17 protein-coding genes are annotated in these 22,630 nt (G+C 33.1%); 4 read left to right on the plus strand and 13 right to left on the minus strand.

All coding sequences use genetic code 11. From position 1 onward, the window contains the following. Positions 1-9: 9 nt before the first annotated feature. The 5 genes from panB to acear_RS09890 all read right to left on the minus strand — a co-directional run bounded on the left by panB (position 10) and on the right by acear_RS09890 (position 6,577). A complete protein-coding gene (gene panB / locus acear_RS09870) occupies positions 10-861 on the minus strand; it encodes a 3-methyl-2-oxobutanoate hydroxymethyltransferase (protein WP_013278870.1) in 852 nt (283 codons plus the stop codon). Between the two features lie 114 nt (positions 862-975). Then, the gene (locus tag acear_RS09875) at positions 976-2,331 is read right to left on the minus strand and encodes a GntP family permease (RefSeq protein WP_013278871.1); all 1,356 of its coding nucleotides are present in this window, start codon (positions 2,329-2,331) and stop codon (positions 976-978) included. Between the two features lie 386 nt (positions 2,332-2,717). Continuing rightward, positions 2,718-3,383, minus strand: a complete 666-nt coding sequence (locus acear_RS09880) for a GntR family transcriptional regulator (RefSeq protein ID WP_013278872.1) — start codon at positions 3,381-3,383, stop codon at positions 2,718-2,720. A gap of 417 nt (positions 3,384-3,800) precedes the next feature. After that, positions 3,801-4,931, minus strand: coding sequence for an IS4 family transposase (locus tag acear_RS09885; RefSeq protein WP_013278873.1), 1,131 nt, complete (start codon positions 4,929-4,931; stop codon positions 3,801-3,803). 158 nt (positions 4,932-5,089) lie between these two features. After that, positions 5,090-6,577 carry an Ig-like domain-containing domain gene (locus acear_RS09890; protein WP_013278874.1) on the minus strand — a complete coding sequence of 496 codons (1,488 nt, stop codon included), beginning with the start codon at positions 6,575-6,577 and terminating at the stop codon, positions 5,090-5,092. A 492-nt stretch (positions 6,578-7,069) separates the two neighbouring features. Here acear_RS09890 and acear_RS09895 point away from each other — a divergent pair, with 492 nt between their 5' ends. From acear_RS09895 to acear_RS09905, 4 genes are all read left to right on the plus strand, one after another. Next, the gene (locus acear_RS09895) at positions 7,070-7,534 is read left to right on the plus strand and encodes a hypothetical protein (RefSeq protein ID WP_013278875.1); all 465 of its coding nucleotides are present in this window, start codon (positions 7,070-7,072) and stop codon (positions 7,532-7,534) included. Continuing rightward, positions 7,524-8,147 (plus strand): accessory gene regulator ArgB-like protein, encoded by a 624-nt coding sequence (locus tag acear_RS09900; protein WP_013278876.1) that lies wholly within the window; start codon positions 7,524-7,526, stop codon positions 8,145-8,147. The genes acear_RS09895 and acear_RS09900 overlap by 11 nt, the downstream gene beginning before the upstream one ends. A gap of 67 nt (positions 8,148-8,214) precedes the next feature. Continuing rightward, positions 8,215-8,343: a cyclic lactone autoinducer peptide gene (locus acear_RS12420; protein ID WP_013278877.1), complete on the plus strand. Its 129-nt coding sequence runs from the start codon at positions 8,215-8,217 to the stop codon at positions 8,341-8,343. Positions 8,344-8,417: 74 nt separating this feature from the next. Next, the gene (locus acear_RS09905) at positions 8,418-10,079 is read left to right on the plus strand and encodes a bifunctional diguanylate cyclase/phosphohydrolase (RefSeq protein ID WP_013278878.1); all 1,662 of its coding nucleotides are present in this window, start codon (positions 8,418-8,420) and stop codon (positions 10,077-10,079) included. A gap of 133 nt (positions 10,080-10,212) precedes the next feature. Here the strand turns inward: acear_RS09905 and hutG are convergent, their stop codons facing one another. From hutG to acear_RS09950, 8 genes are all read right to left on the minus strand, one after another. Beyond that, positions 10,213-11,220: a formimidoylglutamase gene (gene hutG, locus acear_RS09910; protein ID WP_041667357.1), complete on the minus strand. Its 1,008-nt coding sequence runs from the start codon at positions 11,218-11,220 to the stop codon at positions 10,213-10,215. 651 nt (positions 11,221-11,871) lie between these two features. Further along, a complete protein-coding gene (locus acear_RS09920) occupies positions 11,872-13,047 on the minus strand; it encodes a M20 metallopeptidase family protein (protein WP_013278880.1) in 1,176 nt (391 codons plus the stop codon). A 51-nt stretch (positions 13,048-13,098) separates the two neighbouring features. After that, positions 13,099-14,640, minus strand: coding sequence for a histidine ammonia-lyase (gene hutH / locus acear_RS09925; protein ID WP_013278881.1), 1,542 nt, complete (start codon positions 14,638-14,640; stop codon positions 13,099-13,101). 142 nt (positions 14,641-14,782) lie between these two features. Next, a complete protein-coding gene (locus tag acear_RS09930; protein WP_013278882.1) occupies positions 14,783-16,204 on the minus strand; it encodes a YfcC family protein in 1,422 nt (473 codons plus the stop codon). 377 nt (positions 16,205-16,581) lie between these two features. Further along, positions 16,582-19,647, minus strand: a complete 3,066-nt coding sequence (locus tag acear_RS09935; RefSeq protein WP_013278883.1) for an AAA family ATPase — start codon at positions 19,645-19,647, stop codon at positions 16,582-16,584. Between the two features lie 79 nt (positions 19,648-19,726). Then, positions 19,727-20,971 (minus strand): imidazolonepropionase, encoded by a 1,245-nt coding sequence (gene hutI, locus acear_RS09940; RefSeq protein WP_013278884.1) that lies wholly within the window; start codon positions 20,969-20,971, stop codon positions 19,727-19,729. After that, entirely contained in the window at positions 20,971-21,873 is a 903-nt protein-coding gene (gene ftcD / locus acear_RS09945) for a glutamate formimidoyltransferase (RefSeq protein WP_013278885.1), read from the minus strand. Before ftcD ends, hutI begins: the two co-directional genes overlap by 1 nt. Before the next feature lie 136 nt (positions 21,874-22,009). Then, entirely contained in the window at positions 22,010-22,618 is a 609-nt protein-coding gene (locus acear_RS09950) for a cyclodeaminase/cyclohydrolase family protein (protein WP_013278886.1), read from the minus strand. Between the last annotated feature and the right edge of the window lie 12 nt (positions 22,619-22,630).

Raw genomic sequence — 22,630 nt, forward strand, 5'->3', positions numbered from 1 at the left:
AGAAATCAATTACTCAAATTCTTTAAATAATTTATCGAACTTGGCTTGGCTTTCTTGAATATGATAGACATGTTCATCCTTAGGGAACTCTTCATTCTTTACTTCCTTAACATACTCTTCGAAGCCAGCCACTGCATCTTCAGCTATGCTAGCATACTGCTTAACAAACTTCGGTGTAAAGGCCTGGAACATACCGAGCATATCGCCGCAGATAAGTAACTGTCCATCACACGGTAGGCCGGCGCCGATACTATAGACCGGAATATCTAACTTCTCAGTAATAAATTCTGTTACTTCCGGCGGTACAGCCTCTACTAATAACATCTTTGCTCCTGCTTCTTGGACAGCAACAGCATCTTTGATTAATTCTCGAGCACTATCAACTGTTAACCCCTGGGCCTTGAATCCACCCAACTGGCCAGAACTCTGTGGAGTTAAGCCAATATGCCCACAAACAACGATTCCCGCGTCAGTAATTGCTTCAATCTGGTCAGTAACTCGTCGGCCGCCCTCTAACTTAACGGCATCCATATCGGCTTCCTTAAGGAAGCGTCCTGCATTGGCCACTGCTTCCTTAGGAGAGGTTTGATAAGACATGAAAGGTAAATCTCCAATACAGAAGGTATTAGGAGCTCCTCTTCTAACTGCCTGACAATGAGAAATACAGTCCTCCATAGTTACCGGTACAGTACCATCATATCCCAAAACTACCATTCCTAATGAATCTCCAACAAGGATCATATCCATTCCTGCCTGTTCAGCAAAGGATGCCATCGGATAATCATAAGCCGTTACCCAGGCAACCTTTTCACCATTTTCTTTCATTTCCATAAAATCAAGAATACTCTTCTTTTTAGCCATTTCTATCATCTCCTCTTAAAAATAATTTTATTATATCCTGTGAAGTTTAGATTCCTCCCCTTCTTAAGAAGGAAAGGAAATATTATTTCTAATTCTAAGCTAAACACAACTACTCTAAATTAATGGGAATAATCTAGACATAATTAATGTCATTATTATCCCTGTTATTGACATAACCGGATTAAGAAAAGACCAAACTTTAAAGGTTTCTGATTCATTCAATCCTGCAACCTTATTAATAATCCAAAAACCGCTATCATTAAACCAAGAGAACATCATTCCTCCAGTTCCAATGGCTGTAATTAAGTAAACCGGATGGCAGGACAGCTGCGAAGCAAAAGGGGCCATAATAGAAGAAGTAGTTAATAAAGCTACTGTTGTTGAGCCCTGTGCTATCTTAATTAACCCTGTAATTAACCAGGCTGAAACTATCAAAGGTATTCCTAGTTCACTTAAGCCTCCGGCAATTGCTTGTCCAACTCCGGCTGCTTTCAATATACCACCAAAAGCACCACCAGCAGCAGTAATAGCTACAATTATACCACCGCTTTCTAAGCTCCGCTCTAGACTTTCAGCTAACTCTTCAGTAGAAAATCCTTTCTGCATAGCCAAGATTGATGCAGCAATAAGAGCAGCAATAGTTAAAGCAAAGGTAGGATTACCAATAAATGATGTCAATCCTCCAACACTTTCACTAACCCCTATAGCCTTAGTTATAGTATCTGAACCTACAAAGATAACAGGTAGTATAATTGGTAATAATGAAACTCCTAAACCAGGCAGTTCTTCCAATGGTTTATTGGCTACCTGCTCCAAGCTTTCCTTTGTCGAACCCATGGTTTCTCTTAAGGGAATATCAAGTCGTTTATCAATCCAGCGACCGTAGACTAATCCTCCTACTACAGAACAAGGTATCGCTACAATTATACCAACTATCATAACCATTCCTACATCAACACCAATATTAGAAGCCATAGCCAATGGTCCAGGAGTAGGCGGCACTAAAGTATGAGTAACAAGAGCCCCAGCCGAAATACAGGCTATATAAAGCGGATACTTAATCTTAGTTCTAGCTTTCATTGCTCTAGCTAAAGGAGCTAATAGATAAAAAACATTATCGAAAAAGACAGGAATTGACAACAGATAAGAACTACCTAACAGACTGAGTTCCGATTTCTCTTCACCAGTAACATTGAGAAATCCTCTGACTATCCTGATTGCTGCTCCACTATCCATCAGTGACTTACCAACAACTGAAGCCATCAGAATCGGAATTCCAATCCCAGTCATTGTATTCCCAAAGATAGTAGCAATCTGTGCTGGAACTTCTGCAAAAGGAATTTCTGGAGTCACTATTCCAACAATAAATGCTGACAATGTCAGTCCAATAAATGCAGGCAGTTTCAACCTAATAACAAAAAAGACTATAGCAAAAACACCAATTACAAATGCTAATAATGGCAATAACATTTTATCCCCCCTGAATATTAATTAAATCCCCTATTACAACTCCTATATTATCAACTATACTATCAACCCCATCCTTTACCATGTTTGATCAGATTACTCTATCAGCAATACTCAAACTGAATCATATTAATCCCTCCTATTGCCTTAATAATAAACAAAAATATGTAATCTTTTAATAGGATGCTGAACTAGTAATCAATAATCGATTACTCAAAATTCAAATAATTAATAATCGATTATATATGGTATAACTTTAATCATTTTTATATTTTTAATGATATGTAAAAATTAGAGTTAATTAAGGAAGATTCATCTCTGGATCAGTAATCAATAATCGATTACCTAACCTTTAAATACCAATTAATCAATAATAACGTAATATGGAATTACTCTTCATTATTCTTTATTTGCTCAATTAATTCTCCTGGGAAGTGGTCTTCAATGATAAGTTCAGCCTTTTGAGAATCTTCATTTTTTATGGCCTCATATATAGCTTGGTGTCTATCAACTTGGTCCTTAAAATTATATAATTGATTTTCTTTTAAGAACTTAAGCCCCTGCCATGTCCAGTATTCAATGCCTAACTTATCCCAAACTTTTTTTAACATACTATTTTGAGAAGCTTCAACAATAATATTATGAAATCTTCTATCTAACTTTGTAAACTGTAAGTAGTCTTCATTCTCAATACAATTAGTCATTTCAGCAACAATCGATTCCATTTCATTCAGTTCTTCTTCTGTTATATATTGAATTGCCTGTTTAACAGCAATTCTTTCTAATGCTACTCTAATTTCATAAACTTCTTTTAGTTCCTTATCGGACATCTGCTTAATATAACTACCTTTATAAGGCTCACTTTCAACAAATCCCATCATTTTTAAATCTTTAATAGCATCCCTAACAGGAGCCTGACTGATATTTAACTCCTTTGCTATCTGTGTTTCTATTATCTTATCTCCAGGTTTATACTCTGATTTATTTAAAATACAATCTAATAAATAATGTTTAACTTTTTCTCCTTTAGTTTCATGTTCTAATACCCTCTTCATAATTGCAGCCTCCCAGCATTAAAAAGCCATACTTGCCGATAAACAATAATCGATTATCTATAACGTATAATTGATTATAACAATTTTCAGATTATTTGTCAACTATTATCTCTTTAAAACTTCAATCTTTTAAATAATGTCTTAAAATTCATTATCTTCAATTAAAATACTTTATTTTTTACTATTATATTATTACAATACACTATCGTTGCATTGTTAAAAATGACCAATGATTATTCGGATACTAGAATTGAAATCTTAAATCAAAAATCACATGTGAATTTTGATTCAAACCATCTATGTAGTTTAAGTCCAAAATATTTTAATTTGATTTACCATTAAAGCATTTTAATCCAATATATGGTGATTATTTCGGTGAATAGCTAAACTGACCCTATAAATCAATCAAAAATATTTTTAGCTAAAGCTATGACACCAGTCTTTCCAATTAAACGTATGTGGAACAGTCATTAAAATAGAATATTTGATTCTTCTTGTTAAATTAAGCAGTCTACCATTAAATTTTGATTTCTGTTTGATTAGTTTTAAAAGTAGATATAAGATTATTGTACTGTAAATTTGAATTAAAACAGCATTTTCATTATGCCCAAAGAATCTCTTAATCTTAAGATGCTGCTTGATCCATTTAAAGAATAACTCTATTTCCCAGCGTTCTTTATATAGCTGAGCTATTTGGTGGGCTGGTAAATCAAAGCGATTAGTTATAATTTCAATCTCTTTTTCATTACCTTGGCGGTCAGTAGTTTTAACTTTAATTAACCGTAATTCGTGTTTCATTCTTTTATCTGTAGAACCTAAAATAACATCAGCATCAAGTAAAATATTAGCTTCTTTATCATCTTTAGTAGGCTCTAAAGTTCTAACAACTTCAATTTTAGTATTAGACTTAGTTCTAGTAACAAAATAAATATCATTTTCAATGAAGTCATCGAATTTTTGATAATCTATATAGGCTCTATCGAAGATATAAGTACAACCAGAATCAAAAGTTAAGTTATCGAATATCTCTTTATCATGAACTATAGCATTAGTAACAATTATATTTTCTGGTGCTCCACTTTCTGCATCATATAAGGTATGGAGTTTAATTCCACCTTTACTTTTTCTAAATTTAGCCCAAGCAAAAAGAGATAAGCATAAACTAATAATAGAGGAATCAATTATTTTTATTGATCCGATATCTTTTATAGTTTCTTTAAAGCCCTGTTTGTTCTTAAGTTTATCAAATAAATGAGAAAAAATATCAGCAAAAATTTGATAGCTTCTATTCTCATTTTTACGAGACAGCTGAGAAACACTAATTTGAGGTAATTCCTTTTTTAAATTTGAATCAACTTTTAGATTGACTACAAAATCTGCTAGACTCTTTTTCTCAGTTAAATGAAAGTAGAGTAGATATAATAGATGGACTTTAGTTGTAAGTTTATGAACCTTATAGTCAGCATTATATTTATCTACCACTTTATCCAAAAAGTTTATATCAATTACCTCTAGTAATTTGTTTAAAAGCATGGTACAATTATTCATGAATTTTAGCTCCTTTGATTTATGGATTTGTGCTGTGTGAGGTGCTCTTCCATTTAATCAAAGGAGTTTTCTTTTTGCAAAGGTAGTTTTAGCTAAAATTTCGATGCAACGCTAGTGCTGAAAACTAATTAAAACATATTAAGCTTTAATTAATATTTTCAATTTCCAATTGCAGAAATAACCCCGGATTCCATTGTAAATTCATCATCATATGGACTTGGAGTTTCTTCTCCAGCCATATTCCCTACTCCAAACCAATTCATTTTCCAAAACCAAGTAGAATTTCTATGTATATTCATACATTGCTTAATTTTATAATTAGATGCTCTTGCCCCTATAACCCCATTATTATTAGCAGGAATATCATATTTCATTGACCAAAAATACCATGTAGTAGCATAATTATGTTCTTTTCTAAACTTTGTTAATTTTTTCAAGTAATCTAAAAAACCAGCATTTACTCTGTACACTGCTGCTATATCTTGTAAAGCATAATTTAGATCTCCAATTAATGTCGATGTTTTTGTAGTTCGATAATTCTCTATTACTACATCATTTTTAGTTGCCATCTCCATTGCATAATCACTTATTACATTCGCAATACTTTTTCCATTACTAAAATGTGAATTACTCCAGTAAGGATCAAGTAACGCTATTCTCTTAGGCATATAATGAGAGTCTAAGTTATTTTCTTTAATATTATTACTTATTTTATGCGCCAAAGTAATTACAACTTGGTTCCCTATAGAATGACCAACAAGTCTAATATTTTCATTAGTATTATTTCTTAAAGCTTTAATATAAGTATCATAAAAAATTTCATGTACACTTTTCTTTTGATTAAAATATCTATAACTTCCATTTCTCACCTTGTATCTTATATTTTTATCAAACCAAATTTTAGCCTCTGCATCTTCTACTCTAATAATTTCATCTTCTAAGAAACCTTCAGCAGCAAACTGTCCCCACATCCATGCTCCAATATTATAACCTTTTTTGCGCCATATCTTTCCAGTATTTATGCTATAATTATGTGTACTTCTAATATATGGTTGATCTTGAGTAAAAGTACTTTCATATAAACCAGGTTGCCATCCATGAGAATAAATTACTACTGGCTTTTGTGGATCATAATATTCATTTTTTCTTCCATCAACGTATTTCTCACATTCCCCATTTGGGCCAAACCAATATAAGCCATAATCTAAATCTGAAGTTTTAAATTCAAAACTATGATTCTCTTTTAAACTATTTCCTGAATCATCTTTAATATCATCCTTAATAAAGATTTGATATTCTAATCCTGTTTTTACTCCTCTCAGTACAATTTTATTTCCTATATCAACATATTTTCTCTTTGGATCGAGAGTGATAACCTTATTTTTATATGAAACATCAGCTTCCATTACCTTACCAGTATCTTTGCGAATCAATAAAATTGAAGATTTAATTGAATTCTCAGCTAATTTTTCATTGAAATATACTTTAATTTCACTACTAATATCAACATCCTTTGCTCCATCTGTTGGCTGTACTTTTACTATTTTAGGTGGTGTTTCATCTTTAAAATTTTTAAGTATTGAAGAACATCCACTCAATAGAAAAATTAATAATAAAATTAGTATAATAATAAATTTTCTTTTCATTTCATTTTTCACCTCTATATTAACAATAGCTTTAAACTATATTTATCACTATATCACTTTCATATTTCTTAATTTTTTATTTGCCCAACGCTTATAATGAAATCAAATATAATATTATTGAATAATATCATAAGCATTCATCAACTACAATTAAAACTACTTTAAGCTTGTCCTATTACATCATTACGACAAAAGGAATAATTTCCCTCCAAAGGATATTCTCTATGAATGTAATTCCTATTAAAACACAAATAACTCCAGCTGTTTAGCTAAAACCTTAATTCCATCATACAATCTAAAATCCTCCTCTATTTATCCCCAATAAAAATAATATAACACTTACTTTAGTCACTTATATTTTAATATAAATATAGATAAATAATTAAATATAAAGAAATTTAAACATAATATTTTAAAATCAAACAGGAATTTTATATTTTTTATCTAAATATATGGGATAAGTCCATAATATTATGAAAAGGAGAAAAATAAATGCAGCAGACTCAATTAATTTTATCAATCTTCCAATTTATTCTTGAAGGAATAGCACTTTCTTTTTCTACTGCAATATTTCTTAAAATAAAAATTGATAATAAAAAAATTTTAATTATTGGACTTATAAGTGCCCTACTAGGATTCTTTTTTAGAAAGCTGCCGATAGTTTTTGGATTCCACAGCATATTATCTATTTTGCTTTTTACAATACTCTTGAATTTGTTTTATAAAAAAGAAATTGTAAAATGCTTTATAGCAGTAGCAAAGGCTTTTATTTTATTATCAGTTTTTGAAATCTTAACTGGAAATATTTTTATTTATTTAACTAACAAAACAGTAAAAGAAATTATCAACAATCCTTACTTAAAAACTCTAGCTGTTCTACCTCAAAGTATTTTATTATTTTTATTAGGATTTATTATGCTGCAAATAAGAAAAAGGAGAGATAAAGTTGAGTTATAAACAGGCAATTCAAACTTTAAGCAGCTATATTGCTGAAGAATTAAATTTACCAGATAAAAAACAAGATAGAATCAGATTTGGGCTTGAACTATTAGTGTCAACACTTATGTCGCTTTCAACTTCTTTAATTTTAGCCAAATTACTGGGGATTTTTAATTCTGTACTATTTATTCTGTTTGCAAGTGCAGTATTAAAATCAGTTTCAGGTGGAATTCATTTAAAAACTCCCTGGGAATGTGCTCTATTTGGTGCACTTTTCTTTAATATATTAGGATTGACTGCTGTTGTAATGAAAACATCTATTTATAATAATTGGGTATTATTTTTGATTATTAGTTCTCTTTACATATTCATTTCATTACTTTTATGGAGCCCAGCAGATGTTGAAGAAAAACCTATAAAGGGAGACAAGAAAAGAAAAACTTTGAAAATGATTTCTGTAATACTTTCTTCCATTCTGCTAGTATTAGTGGCAGTTTCATTTTTTGTCTATGAAGAACAATTTGCTTTATTTAATATAAGTGTAATTTTAGGATTATTATTTCAATCTTCTACAATTAGTCCAGCAGCTTATAAATTGCTTGAATTTTATTATCAAGTAAGAAAGCTTTAATATACATATAAAATTTATTCAATCAAATATTTATTAAAAATTATTAATTAAAAGGAGGTGTCAATCAGTGAAAAAATTAATGAAAAAATTAGCTATGAATAGTCTAGCTACTGTTCTACTAGTTATTGCAACAGTAGGAGTTATTGGCCCTACATGCTTCATGGGATTCTATCAGCCTGAACTACCAGAGGAATAATTTTAAATATGTATAACATCAGTAAAAGGTAGTTTCTCTCACTACCTTTTACTGATTTCTATGGAGGGATATAGTTGGATCATAAAAACTTTGACTGGCAAAAATTAAGACAAAATAAAATCAAAAATTATACAATCTTTAGTTATGTTATGGCTTTATTATTACTGGGAATGATTGTTCTAGAATTTTTTTCTTGCTCTAATTTTGGTGTTTTCCCATATCTTACTGTGTCAATTCCTGCACTTATATTAATTACTTGTTTTATTTCAAAATATTTAAATAATAAAACTATAATAAGTTCCCCTCGAAAGAATAATTATTTTCTATTTATTTTATTTGTCTCTTTAATTACTATTTTAGTTCTCAAAAATATAACTTTTGATAAACATCTGTTAAAGATATACTATCTCATCCCTATTATTTTATCTGCAATTAATTACAGCCAATCTTTAGGATTTTTTACAGCTGGTTATTCTAGTTTAAATTTACTAATGCTAAATTATTTATTAAATGATTTTTCAAAGCTTGATTTTGATATAATAATTATTATTTTATTCTTTTGGGTTGCCTGGTTAATTGGAGGCTTTATAGATTTAGAACAAAAAGTACAAGAACAGCTAGAAAAAATAGCTGTTACAGATAACTTGACTTCACTGCCTAATTACGCTAATTTTCAAACTACATTGGATTCATGGCTAGAAAAAGCTAAAGATGAACAGATTCCCCTCAGCTTAGCATTAATGGACTTAGATAATTTTAAATTTTTTAATGATTCATTAGGCCATCAAAAAGGAGATGAATTATTAAAACAGACAGCAACATTAGTCAAAGAACAAATAGATGAAGATATCTTTTTTGCTCGTTATGGTGGAGATGAATTTGCCTTTTTATTTCTTGGTCATAACCAAGAAACTGCCTTAAAAAAAATTAAAAAAATCAAAAAAGTAGTTCAGAAAAAAATAACTATTCCTTATGAAGATTTTTTAGAAGAAAAACCTACTTTTTCTTTAGGAGTAGCTTCTTATCCAGACCAAGCCCTAACAAAGCAGGAACTAATTGATATGGCAGACTATGCATTATATCAAGCTAAGACAACTCAAAAAGATCAAGTTGAAATTTATCATAAGGCTTTAAATGAATTAGCAGATGAACTTGAAGAATCAGAAAGAGAATCATTTAATTCAATACGTACTTTATTGAGTATAATTAATGCCAAGGATAAGTATACCTATGCACATTCAGAACGTATAGCAAACTATGCCAAGAAATTTGCTAAAGAATTAAAGTTATCAGAAGAAGAAACAAAAAGATTGGTCTATGGAGCTTTTCTCCATGATATTGGCAAAATTGAAGTTGAACGCGAAATATTAATGAAACAAGAAAAATTAGATGAATCAGAATGGAAAATGATTAAAAAACATCCAAAAATAGGAAATAAAATTCTTGCTCCACTTCAATTCAGTCAAGAAATTAAACCGATAGTCCTTTACCATCATGAAAATTTCGATGGAACAGGTTATCCGGAAGGATTAAAAGGAAATGAAATTCCTTTTTATGCTAGAATATTAAGAATTCTAGATAGTTTTGATGCAATAACAACTAACAGGCCATATAGCTCTGCTGCTAGTAAACAAGAAGCTCTAAAAGAATTAAAAAAGGAAACTGGTAAACAATTTGATCCGCAGTTAGTAAAAGTATTTTTAAAAGTAGCCAAAAAAGATATTAAACTAAATTAATCTTTAGCTTTGCACCTCCACTTTCAACAAACTTGTCCTATCAAACCACTACAACATAGAAAACCATCCGCTCTAAACAAGAAGATAATCAAAAAAAGACTCCATCATCATAATGGAGTCTCAGAAATTCTATCTATTCCCTTCCTACTAAAGTATTAATAATTGCAAAAATAATTATGGCTGCCAGTTTAGCTGTAGAGTTGTCAAGGTCAAATCTAGGAGAAACCTCAGCAATATCACAGCTTATAACCTTGTTAGACTTCATTATATGCTTAATCAGATTTAGGGCAATCTCTGGCTCAATGCCTAGAGGCTGAATTGAACTCACTCCCGGGGCAAAGGCCGATGAAAATACATCAGAACAAATAGTAAGATAGATATAGTCATTCTGATTAATATAACTATCTAATTTATTCAATATATCTAAAATATTAAACTCAGTTATATCTTCCGCTAGTATATAGTCTACTCCTAATTCATCAGCCGTCTTAAAGAGACTGACTGTATTGCCACACTTTTGAATTCCGACAGCTAAATAAGAATAGTCAATTCCACTTGATTGGCATTGATCAGCAATCTGTCTAAACATTGTTCCTGAATTTCCGCCATCAGGATAAGGACGTAGATCAAAGTGAGCATCGAAGTTAATAATTCCTATTTTAGGCTTCTGATCATTGTTAATCTTCGACTTCAATAGACCATTATAATGGCCTAAAGCTATTTCATGTCCTCCACCTAACAGAAGCGGAAATAGATCTAAATCGATTATCTTCTTGATTGCTAACGCTAAAGCCTCTTGCTGAATCTCCATTGAAGCATCAGAAGAACTAATATTACCAGCATCAAATAATTTAGTCTCACGATCAAATCTTACCGGCAGATTGGCTAACTCCCTTCTGATGCTTATAGGCCCCTTGGCTGCGCCAGGCCGTCCTCCATTCCGTTTTACTCCTTGATCACCGCGGAAGCCTAAAAAACAGAAACCCTGCTTCTTATCTACAATAGGATTTAAATTCTCATCAGTTAGATCTATCAATTCTATCCATTGATGCCACCTAAAAGCAGTAAAATCATCAGTATCATCAATTCTTCCCTGCCAGATTTCTTTATCTACTGGCTGATAGCATTTATTGAAAATCATATATACATTCATCATCTCCTCGCTTTAAAGTAAGTCCCTAACGAATTTATTCTAGATCATAACCGTCAAAAAATGGTCAAAATTATAATCACTTTAAATTATATAATAACTCTACATTAAGTTTTGTTATAAATCCCATACCTCATCCTATTATAAGTGTCAATTATTTTATTTTCATTCCATTAATACTTTAATTTAATAAAGGAATTTAACTAAAAGTATAGAATAAATTAATTAAAAGTCCTTAAACGATAAAGGAGGGATACTAGTGTCTCAATGCGAAGAAATAAAGGGCACAGATGACAAGCTTCATCAACAAACTATAGAAATACTTAACAATATCGGAGTTAACCCCTCTACTGCTAACTACTCCAAGTCATATACTAAAGTTTATAATTTACTAAATGAAAGATACAATAAAAAAATTGATGTCTCTTCCTATGGCTGTTAACCTGATAACTATTAATGCCGCCCTTAATAAGAAATAGAGTTTTATTAAGGGTGGCTAAAATAAAAAAATGGTGACTGTTTTATGGTCACCAAAATCAAAGCTCCACCAATCATAAAATAAATTATACTATTTCAAATTAGAAATATTCAGGAGTATAAGTTATACTCCTGAATAAAGTAAAGCAATTAAAAAACCATTTTTTATTTTTCATCATTTAAGTATTTCAGGACATTTTCACATATAAGTTCTACACCTGACGATAAAACATCCTCATCTATATTGAATTTTGGATTATGTAGAGGATGAATTAATCCTTTATCTAGATTACGAATACCTAGTAGCACATATGCTCCAGAAACTTCTTCAAGGAAATATCCAAAATCCTCACTTCCCATAGATGGTTCATCTATCATGAAATTACTACCAGGATTCATATTTTCATTAACTTCTTTAATCATTTCAATAAACTCGGGATCGCTCGATGTTACCGGCATTTGACAGATATATTCTAATTCATAATCTGCTTTCATAGCTTGAGTAACATTTTCAATTACCTCTTCTATTCTATCTTTAAGATAACAGCGAAGCTCTGGATCTAGAGTTCGTAAAGTACCTAATATTTCTGCTCTATCAGGAATAATATTGCAGGCATCACCTGACTTGAAAGCTCCAATGCTTAATACTGCTGATTTAAGAGCCTTTATTTCTCGGCTAATCAATTGCTGCAGTGACATTATAATATTTGAACCTATAGTAATCGGATCGACACCCTCATGTGGCTGGGCTCCGTGAGTTCCATGGCCTTTAATTGTCAATTTGAAGTCATCGGCGCTAGCCATAATCGGTCCTGGTTTTAATCCTATTTTACCAGAAGGAACTTCAGGAGCAACATGCATTCCAAAGATTGCATCTACTGTTGGATTGTTTAATACCCCCTCTTCAATTAACGGTTCAGCTCCACCAGCACCCTCCTCGGCAGGTTGAAAGATAAATTTAACATTACCGGAAAGAAGATGTCGATACTTGGACAATACTTTTGCTGCTCCTAGAGCCATAGCTGTATGCGCATCGTGACCACAAGCATGCATTTTTCCTTCTTCTTGTGATTTATATTCAACATCATTTTTTTCAGTAATAGGTAAAGCATCCATATCTGCTCTAATTGCTATAGTTTTTCCTTCTTCCTCCCCTTCTAGTAATCCGATAACACCTGTCCTAGCCATTCTTTCTGTCTCTAATCCCCACTCTGTCAATAAATTTTCTACTATATTAGAAGTCCTCTCTTCCTCAAAGGGTAATTCCGGATGTTTATGAAAATCTCGTCGCCATTCTATTATTTCATTATTAATACTCTCTACTTCTTCTTTCAAGTTCATTCCATCCCCCCCTTTAATGTTCAACTTGATCTCTAGTTTATTACTTCTCTTTTATAATTCCTTATTTAATTCTCCTATTTCTTGTTCTACTGCTTGTATTATCTTCTCTTCTTTAATTAAATCAACACTTTGATTAATATCTTCATACATTACTCTATCTTCGTCTAATTTATCAATTTTTTCTCTAACTTTTTGATAGGCAGCGGCTGTTCCTTTACCTAAATTCTTACCATCAGGATTAACTAAATCGATTGCTTGAACTGCAGCTAATAATTCAATTGCTAATACTCTACTAGTATTATATAGAATATCTTTTGCTTTACGAGCAGCAATAGTACCCATACTTACATGATCTTCTTGATTAGCAGAAGAAGGTATTGAATCGACACTAGCAGGATGAGCTGATACTTTATTTTCAGATACTAAAGAAGCTGCTACATATTGAGTAATCATAAAACCAGAATTTACACCTTCATTATTAACTAAAAAAGCCGGCAAACCGCTTAAATTAGGATTTACTAATCGTTCAATTCTCCGTTCCGACACATTTGCTAATTCTGCTATTGCTGTACCTAAAAAGTCAAATCCTAAAGCCATAGGTTGTCCATGGAAATTACCACCTGAAATAACATCCTCTTCCTCGACAAAAATCAAAGGATTATCGGTAGCAGAATTCATCTCGATATCAACCTTCTTTTTTACATACTCAATAGCATCTTTGGAAGCACCATGAATCTGAGGAAGACATCTTAATGTATAAGCATCTTGAACCCGCAGCTCACCTTGTCTAGTTGTCAAATCACTTCCTTCTGTAAGACGTAATAAGTCCCGAGCTGTAGTCATTTGATACTTGTGAGAACGCACTTCATGTACTCGTTTATCGAAAGGATCAGTTATTCCTTTCAGCGCCTCTAAAGTTAGTGCAGCAGAAATATCAGCCATTTTAGCCAAATTAATAGCATCATAAACAACTAATGCTCCTACAGCCGTCATAACTTGTGTACCATTAATTAGAGCCAATCCCTCTTTAGCTTTAAGCTGTACCGGTTCTATACCTGCCTGCTCCATAGCTTCTTTACCAGTTATTCGTTCTCCCTGATAGAAAGCTTCTCCTCTATTAATCATGACTAATACCATATGAGCTAACGGTGCCAAGTCTCCACTGGCCCCTAAAGACCCTTTTTCAGGAATAACCGGATGCACTCCTTCATTAATCATATTTATTAATAATTGTAAAGTATCCAATCTAATTCCTGATACACCTTTAGCTAAAGCATTAGCCCTCAATAACATAATAGTTCTAACTACTTCTTCTTCAAAACAATCCCCTACTCCACAAGAATGACTACAGATTAAATTCTCCTGTAGTTCTTCTGTCTTATCTTTAGCAATAAAGACTTCACTTAATTCTCCAAAACCTGTAGTAATTCCATAAACAACTTCTTCTCGTTCTACAAATTTATCTACTACTGCTCTTGAACTCTTTACTCTCTCTTTTGCTTCATCATCTAATTTTACTGGTTTATGATTCCTAGCAACTTCTATAACATCATATAAACTTAATCTACTTCCATCAAGAATAACTTCTTTCACTCTTATCCCTCCAAATGATAATCACAGTTATAATTTATTTAGTAGGATGGAATACACTGTAGCTTTGTAATATCATGTACTCCCCCCTTTTTCATCTTTCAATCCTGTTTATAAGGTTTTGAAGATATTCTTTGCTAATTTATTAAAATGACATTTTAACAGCTATAAACATAAATATTGAAGCTAAGGAAACCCAAATCATAAATAACGGTGCAAACCATTTTATCCATTTCCCCCAAGGTATTTTTCCTATTGCCAGCGCTGCCATTAAAGCCCCTGAAGTTGGAGTAACTAAATTAGTAATTCCATCTCCAAATTGGAATGCAAGTACTGCAGTTTGTCTTGTGAGTTCAAATACATCTGCTAATGGAGCCATAATAGGCATGCTTAATACAGCTTGCCCACTACCTGAAGATACAAATAAATTTATTACCATTTGTAGAAAGAACATTCCTACAGCACTCAAACTTTTAGGAAGACCTGACATCATACTTGCCATACCATGAATGATTACATCTAATATTTTACCATCTGACATAACAACTGTAATTGCCCTTGCAAACCCAACTACTATTGATGCATAAAGTAAATTATGAGCACCTTCAACAAATCCATCAACAATTTCATTAATATCCAGGCCACCAACGATTCCCATCATAGCCCCCATACCAACAAATACGGCTGCAATTTTTGTTAAGTAGAATCCATGTTGCATCACTCCGTAAATTAATACACCTATACCCAAGATAAATACAGTTAATACTAATTTATGTTTTGTTGTAAATCCTACTTCTTCATCATGAAGATCACTATCTATATAAGGACTGTCTTTATCAATTTCATAAACTGGACTCAATTCAGGATTATCTTTAATCTTTCCGGCATATCTATAAAGATAAATAATAGTCACTGCTACAAAGGTTATAAACACTACTGCTCTGAATCCAACCCCACTAAACATAGGCACACCTGCAATTTCTTGTGCAATCCCTACAGTAAATGGATTTAATATCGCCGCTACATATCCTACACCAACACCACATAAAGCTAGAGCAACACCTAATATAGAATCAAATCCTAATGCTAACGTAAGTGTTATTTGCAGTGGTATAAAAGCTAAACTTTCTTCAAAATTTCCAATTATAGCTCCCCCTAAAGCCCACGCCGTCAATATTACAGGGACTACTAACCTTTCTTTACCCTTTAATTTATTAATGGCCAAACTCATCAATTTTTCAATACTTCCTGTCGCTTCTAATATCCCAAATATACCTCCGATAATCAGCAAGAAATTTATAATTGATGCAGCTTTATTCATCCCCTTTGGTATTGATTGTAGTAATCCCCAGGCAGATACTGCTCTATCTGCTACTTGATGATAACTACCTACTTCAACAATCTTTCTTCCTGTTTCAGGATCGACAATTCTATTATATTCTCCAGCTGGCAATAGATAAGTAAAAATAGATGTTACTATTAACAATGCTACAATTAATACAATTGCATCTGGTGCCTTGAATTTTTTCTCATTTTCATTTTTTTCTACTACCCCTTCATTTGCCATAATAATTCCCCCTTATAATTTTTTAAATTTCAGACTTCTAACAATTAAACGCTATTACCTTACCTCTTTCTTAATTTTGCCCTCCTTTCATTGTTATTCTCAATCATAAAATTTTCTGATAATTCGACTTTTATTTTATTATAAAATATTTCCGTCAAAATAGCGTCTATTTAACCAGAGAATTTTTACAATTTTGAATTGTCTGATTTATATTTAATTTAACTCTGCTCCCATATTAATTATTTCATCACCTAATACAGTTAAATTTTGAATCTCCAGTTTCAGTAACCTTTCCATCTTCATTTCTTAACACTAGATTATCTGCTGGATAATAGGCCAATACTGTTTCTGTATCAGTGATTTTAACTCTTATCTCTTTATAACTTTTTCATTAACTCTACTTCATAATCTGCACCTATCGCTTCAAATATATCTAAAGCCTGTTGTGCGTACTTACGATAATCTAAATCCAATCTATCACTAAAGACCTCTCTTAATTGATTATCATTATTCATCTGTTTAGCAATTTCCGCCTTACTTCGTAGTAAAATCCCAGCCCAATATCGTTTATAACATTGTTCTATAATTGCATCACTATTTACTATATAATCATAAGCTTCTTTATAACTTCCTGTTTGAATGGAAAGCAAAGCCATAAAACTATTAGCAATAACTGAATAACCCCATATAGTCCGTAGTTGTTGAAATATCTTTAATGACTGAAAAAAGTAATTCTGTGCTTTTTTATAATTCTCTAATTTATAAAACATCTGACCAGCATTAACATAAAAAATACCTACTCCACTAAGAATATCTTGATTTTCACAAAGATCAATGCTATGTTGATAAAAATTAATTGCTTGCTCAAATTCTCCTTGATATCTCTTCACTTCACCCAAATAATTATAGACTGTTGCAATTCCCAAAGTATACTTCTTCCGCACAGTTTCAGCTTCCTTAAATACATCTAATGCTTGATTAAATAATTCTTCTGCTTTACTATACTGTCGTTGATAAAGCCGAACAATTCCTAAAAATCTTAAAGCAATTCCTTCTTTTACATTTGCCTTCTGTTTTTTAGCCAGATCATACATCTCAACTGCATTTTTTTCAATTAAATTAGTATTTTCTTTTTGAATACCTAAACTCGCCATTTTTTCATAAGCTTCTAATAAAATTCCATAATCATTGATCAACTTTGCCTCATTAATTAATTTTTCTATTTGATCAATGGCAGCCTCATAATCACCCTGAGCAATTAAAAAATGAGACTGTAAATTCAAAAACTTAACTTCCATTTTTCGTAATTCAAAACTATTATCAGATTTCCATTCTATTTCTTTTAATAAATCTTCTACTTTAGATAGATAATACTGCGGCCATTCTTGATTAAATGATAAGATATTATCTTTAGCTAACCTTCGATCACTTATAATTGGAAAGAGCTCATGTGTATAATAAAAATACATTTCTGCTTCTTTTATCAAGTACGTTAAATGTTTAAACTTGTCGCCAGCCTGTGAATAATGATGAATTAACTTGGAATAGTAATTTCTACTCCTTGCTGTTTCCTGCAACTGTTCCTCAAAAAATTGAGCAATTCGCCTATGTAAAAGACGAACTCTAGATCTAGACTGTTGTTCATAGATAAACTCACGTAATTTAGAATGAGTAAAACGATAAGTAAGACCTTCTCTTTGATTAACTGACAATTCTTCAATTAAATAATAATTCTGTAGTTCTTCTAGAATTTCTATTAGCTCCAAATCATTCTTATCACTAATAGCCGCCAATAACTCATAACTGAAGTTATCAAAACAGATAGAAGCAAGTCGTAAAATCTTCTGTGCTTCTTTTGAAACTGATAAAACACGATTCCGCAAGATATTCTTACTCTTTACGGTTAATAAATTAGCTAAGGCTTCTTCTTTACCGTCCTCTGCTAAAAGGTTAAGCAATTCTACTAAGAAGAAAATATTGCCCTCAGTTTCTTGGTGAATCTTAATTAATAAATCTTTTGAAAATTGATAATCAGGTAGAGTCTTTTGGGCAAAATCTTTGACTTCAGATAAATTTAATCTATTTAAGGTTATTTCTGTAAGTAAATCATGTCTTTTTAAATCAGCAAAAAACTCTTCCACCCTTTCTCTACGCTGATTGCGGGAAGTAGCTAAAACTAAAATATTATTATTTTCGTTCTCTCTAATTAAATTTCTCAATAAGAGTAGACTTCTATCATCACACCACTGTAGATCTTCAAAAACAAGAACCAATTTCTGCTCCTTAGCAATTTCAGACACTAAAAACAGAAGGGCTTCTACTGCAGACTGGTATTGAATCGAATCACAATTAACCAATTCATCCAGTGCAGACTCATCATCTTCAGTTAAAATCGAAGGAAACAAGAAGGATATAGCCCTCTTCCACAGTGGAGGTAAATCTATATTAGCAAGATTAATCTGTTCTTTTAATTGCTGTAAAATATTCTTCCAGGGCTTAAAGATATACCGCTCTTCTGCTTGATAACAGTTAGTTTTCACTACTAAACAGTTCTCAAGTCTAACTGAAGCTAATGCCTGCCGGACCAATTCAGTCTTCCCAATACCTGCTTCTCCAAATACAAAACAAGAGTGGTTTTGAGCCCCAGCAGTAAACCGATAAAGAAGATTCATTACTGCTTCTAATTCTTCTTCCCTACCTATAAACTCCTTATCAATTGAATTATCTTCTTCTATATTAGCCGAGATATTCTCTTTAATATTCTGTAACAGTTCAACCGTCTTTTTATCAGGGGTAATACCTAATTTTGTCTCCAGTTGGTCCTCCAATAATTTATAAGTTTCAATCGCTTTAGCGATATTTCCCTGTTCAGAATAAAACTCCATTAAATCTCGATAAGCTATTTCATCAAATTCATTCACCTCAAGTAAGGTTTCCAAATAGGAAATACCCTGCTGGAGCTGACCTGCTGCTTTGCATTCCTTAATCTGCTGCTTCAATAATTTAATATATAGCTGTTCACAATAATTCATCTGTTCAAAAACCCAATCATTAAACTCTGAAGCATTCTTAACTAAAAAATCATTTAAAAATTCACCTTCATAAAGTTTAATTGAACTTGCATCTTTGTTAGCTAAAAATTCATCCAAATCTAACTGCAAATCACAGTTATCATCAAGAGTAACAATAAAACGATCAGGAGTCTCAATCACCTGGTCCCCGACTGTCTTCTTTAATTGGTATAAAGCATTACGTAAATTCTTCTTTGCCTTACTTTCTTCCATATCCCCCCACAATAGAGAAGCTAACTTATTCCTTCTGGTCTTCTTTTTAACCACTAGATAATAAAGCAGAGCTTCAACCTTTTTATAAGGAAAATCAATCGGCTTTCCATCCAATTCTACCACCGGTGTCCCTAATACAGTTACTTCTAATTTCGGCATAGTCTCCCCCCTATTGGAAAGCCAAAATTATTACTAAAAACTTGAGACTCCCATAAAAATAATTGCTTTAAAAATAATGCTAGTTAACTACTACTTCTCCAGCTTTAACCACCTTATCAACACTATTAACTCCAATATGATAGGCTAAATGAGTATAAGATGGAGCATCCAAGATTACTACATCGCCTCTTTTGCCTACTTCCAGACTGCCGACCTGCTCAGCTCTATCGACTGCTGCTGCACCATTAATAGTTAAAGCCGTTACAGCCTCCTCAATAGTTAACTCCATATATAATGTAGCCAGTGCAAATAAAAGTGGAATCGATTCTGAATAACAGCTGCCTGGATTGAGGTCAGTAGCCAAAGCTACTGACATTCCATTATCAATCATATATCTACCTCGAGCATACTCTTCTTTTAGACTGAAAGCTGTAATCGGTAGTAAAGTTCCTACAACTTTTCCCTCAGCCATCCGTTCAATACCACAATCCGATGCCTTGAGTAGATGATCAGCCGAAACAGCCCCTATCTCAGCAGCCAGTTCTGCACCACCTATCTGTGCAATCTCATCAGCATGGAGCTTGGACTTAAGACCTAACTTCTGTCCGGCCAATAGAATTTTACGGGCCTCCTTTACTGAAAAGATGCCCTGATCACAGAATACATCACAGAAATCAACAGCTGTTTCCTTAACTACTACCGGCATAACCTCTTCTATTAAGTAATCGATGAAATCAGCCGAACGGTCTTCATATTCAGCAGGGATGGCATGGGCACCTAAAAAAGTTGAAACAATATCTACAGCATGTTCATGATTAAGCTCCTCCATTACCTTAAGCTGCTTCAACTCAGTCTCCAGATCAAGACCATAACCGCTCTTTCCTTCAACAGTAGTTATTCCAAAGGAAAGCATAGAATCAAGCCGGTTCTGGGCATCTTCCTTTAAATCTGCTGGGGAAGCCTGACGAGTAGATTCTACTGAGTTAACAATTCCGCCGCCGCGTTCCATTATCTCAGTATAAGGCATACCCTGCAGCCGCCAATTAAATTCATCAGCCCGATATCCACCAAAAACAAAGTGAGTATGGGAATCGATGAATCCAGGCAGTACCGCCTGCCCAGAAGCATCGATAACTTCAAACTCCGCTTCATCTATTTCTGATATTATCTCCTTGGTCTTCCCCACCTGAGTAATAATACCGTCCTCAATTCTTAATGCTCCATCGGTAATGATCTCCAATTCATTCATTTTAGCTCCAGTCTTTGGAGCCCGGCCTTTACAGGTTACTAATTCTTTAGCATTCTTAATTAATAGCTTAGACATTATAGCTCCTCCAATAGTCTATTTTCCATAATCTGATCACCAGAAAAATCTTCAACTCCTAAGTAGTATTCAGCAACATCGAATAATGCCTGAGCCGGCAGAAGTCCAATTAGTTCACTACCAATAACATCGACGCCGTAACGCTCAGCCTCGAACTTAACCATTTCATAAGACTGATAGAGAGCAGTCTTAGTATAATCAGTCATATTCATTGATACCTGTGTAATACCGCGTTCATTCAAATCAATTCCAATTGCTTTACAGTACCGCAGTCCGCCGCCCGAGTGGCGCACCTTGCGGGCAATCTCATTGGCAATCTCTAAATCATCAGTATCGAGATTAACATTAAAAGCAACTAACGGCATTCTAGCTCCTATTACTGATGCCCCTGCTGTAGAATGAAGTTCAGCCGGTCCATAATCCGGCTTCCATTCCGGCTGTTGAATCTTATCAGCAAAGCCTTCAAATTCTCCACGTCTAATATCGGCTAAGTTCTTTCTTTCTGGAGTAGTAGCTGCTTCCTCATAAAGATAGATAGGCAACTCCATCTTCTCAGATGCTTCCTGGGCCACCTCGTTAGCCAACTCCACTGCTTCTTCCATAGTTACACCCCGAACTGGAGTAAAAGGAACTACATCTACTGCTCCCATGCGTGGATGCTCTCCCGCATGTTCATTCATATCTATTAAATCAACAGCAATCTCCATTGCTTCTAATACTGATTTCTTCAAAGCATCTGGACTACCAATCATAGTTACTACTAATCTATTGTGATCCTTATCGGCCGAATAATCCAGCAGTTTCACACCTGATATATCCTTAAAAGGCTGTACAATCTTTTCAATCTTTTCTTCATCCTGACCTTCACTAAAGTTAGGAATACATTCCAATATCTGAGCCATAATCAATATCCCCCTTCTAATCTAGTTATAATTAACACCTTTTGAATAAATTATCAATATTTCGTGTTTTTTGTCGTTATATGTTTATAATATCACAATTTAATTCTGATATCTATTAAGATTAATTACCATTTTCTTAGCCCAAAATCCTCTCTTCAGCAATCCTTTCAATCTCAGCTGCTAATTCTTCTGCTTCTGCTAATATCTCTTCTGACTTATCCTTCAATTCTCCAGCATCAGCTTCATCAGTTAAGGATTCAGCATTGATTAACACATTATATCGGCCGCCTTTAACAGCATCCAAGGCCAACAGACCTGCTACTCCTGCATCAGAAACAGCATTAGCATTGCCTTCTCTAACTACTTTTACAGCAATCTTAAGCAGCTCCAATCCCAGCTTCATCGTTTCTAAGGGAGTTATTGCTGCCTCCTTCATTGCTTCTTGAATTGCTCTGCTGCGCTTTTCCTGCTCTTCTTCAGTCTCTTTAGGAAGCTTAAAGGCAGCCATCACTTGATCAAAGCTTTCAGAATCTTCATCAATCAGCTCTAAAGCTTCAATCTGTAGTTCTTCTAATTCTGCAGTATCATGATCCAAATCATTTTCTTTAGTTAATCTGATCACCATAGCAATTAAACTGGCACTCAGTGAGCCGCATAACCCGGCTACACTACCTCCGCCAGGAGTAGCAGCATCACTGGCTAACTCTGCTGTAAACTCATCAATACTATAATCGGCAAAACTCATATCTTTATCCTC

Source organism: Acetohalobium arabaticum DSM 5501, from assembly GCF_000144695.1.
GTDB lineage: Bacteria > Bacillota > Halanaerobiia > Halobacteroidales > Acetohalobiaceae > Acetohalobium > Acetohalobium arabaticum.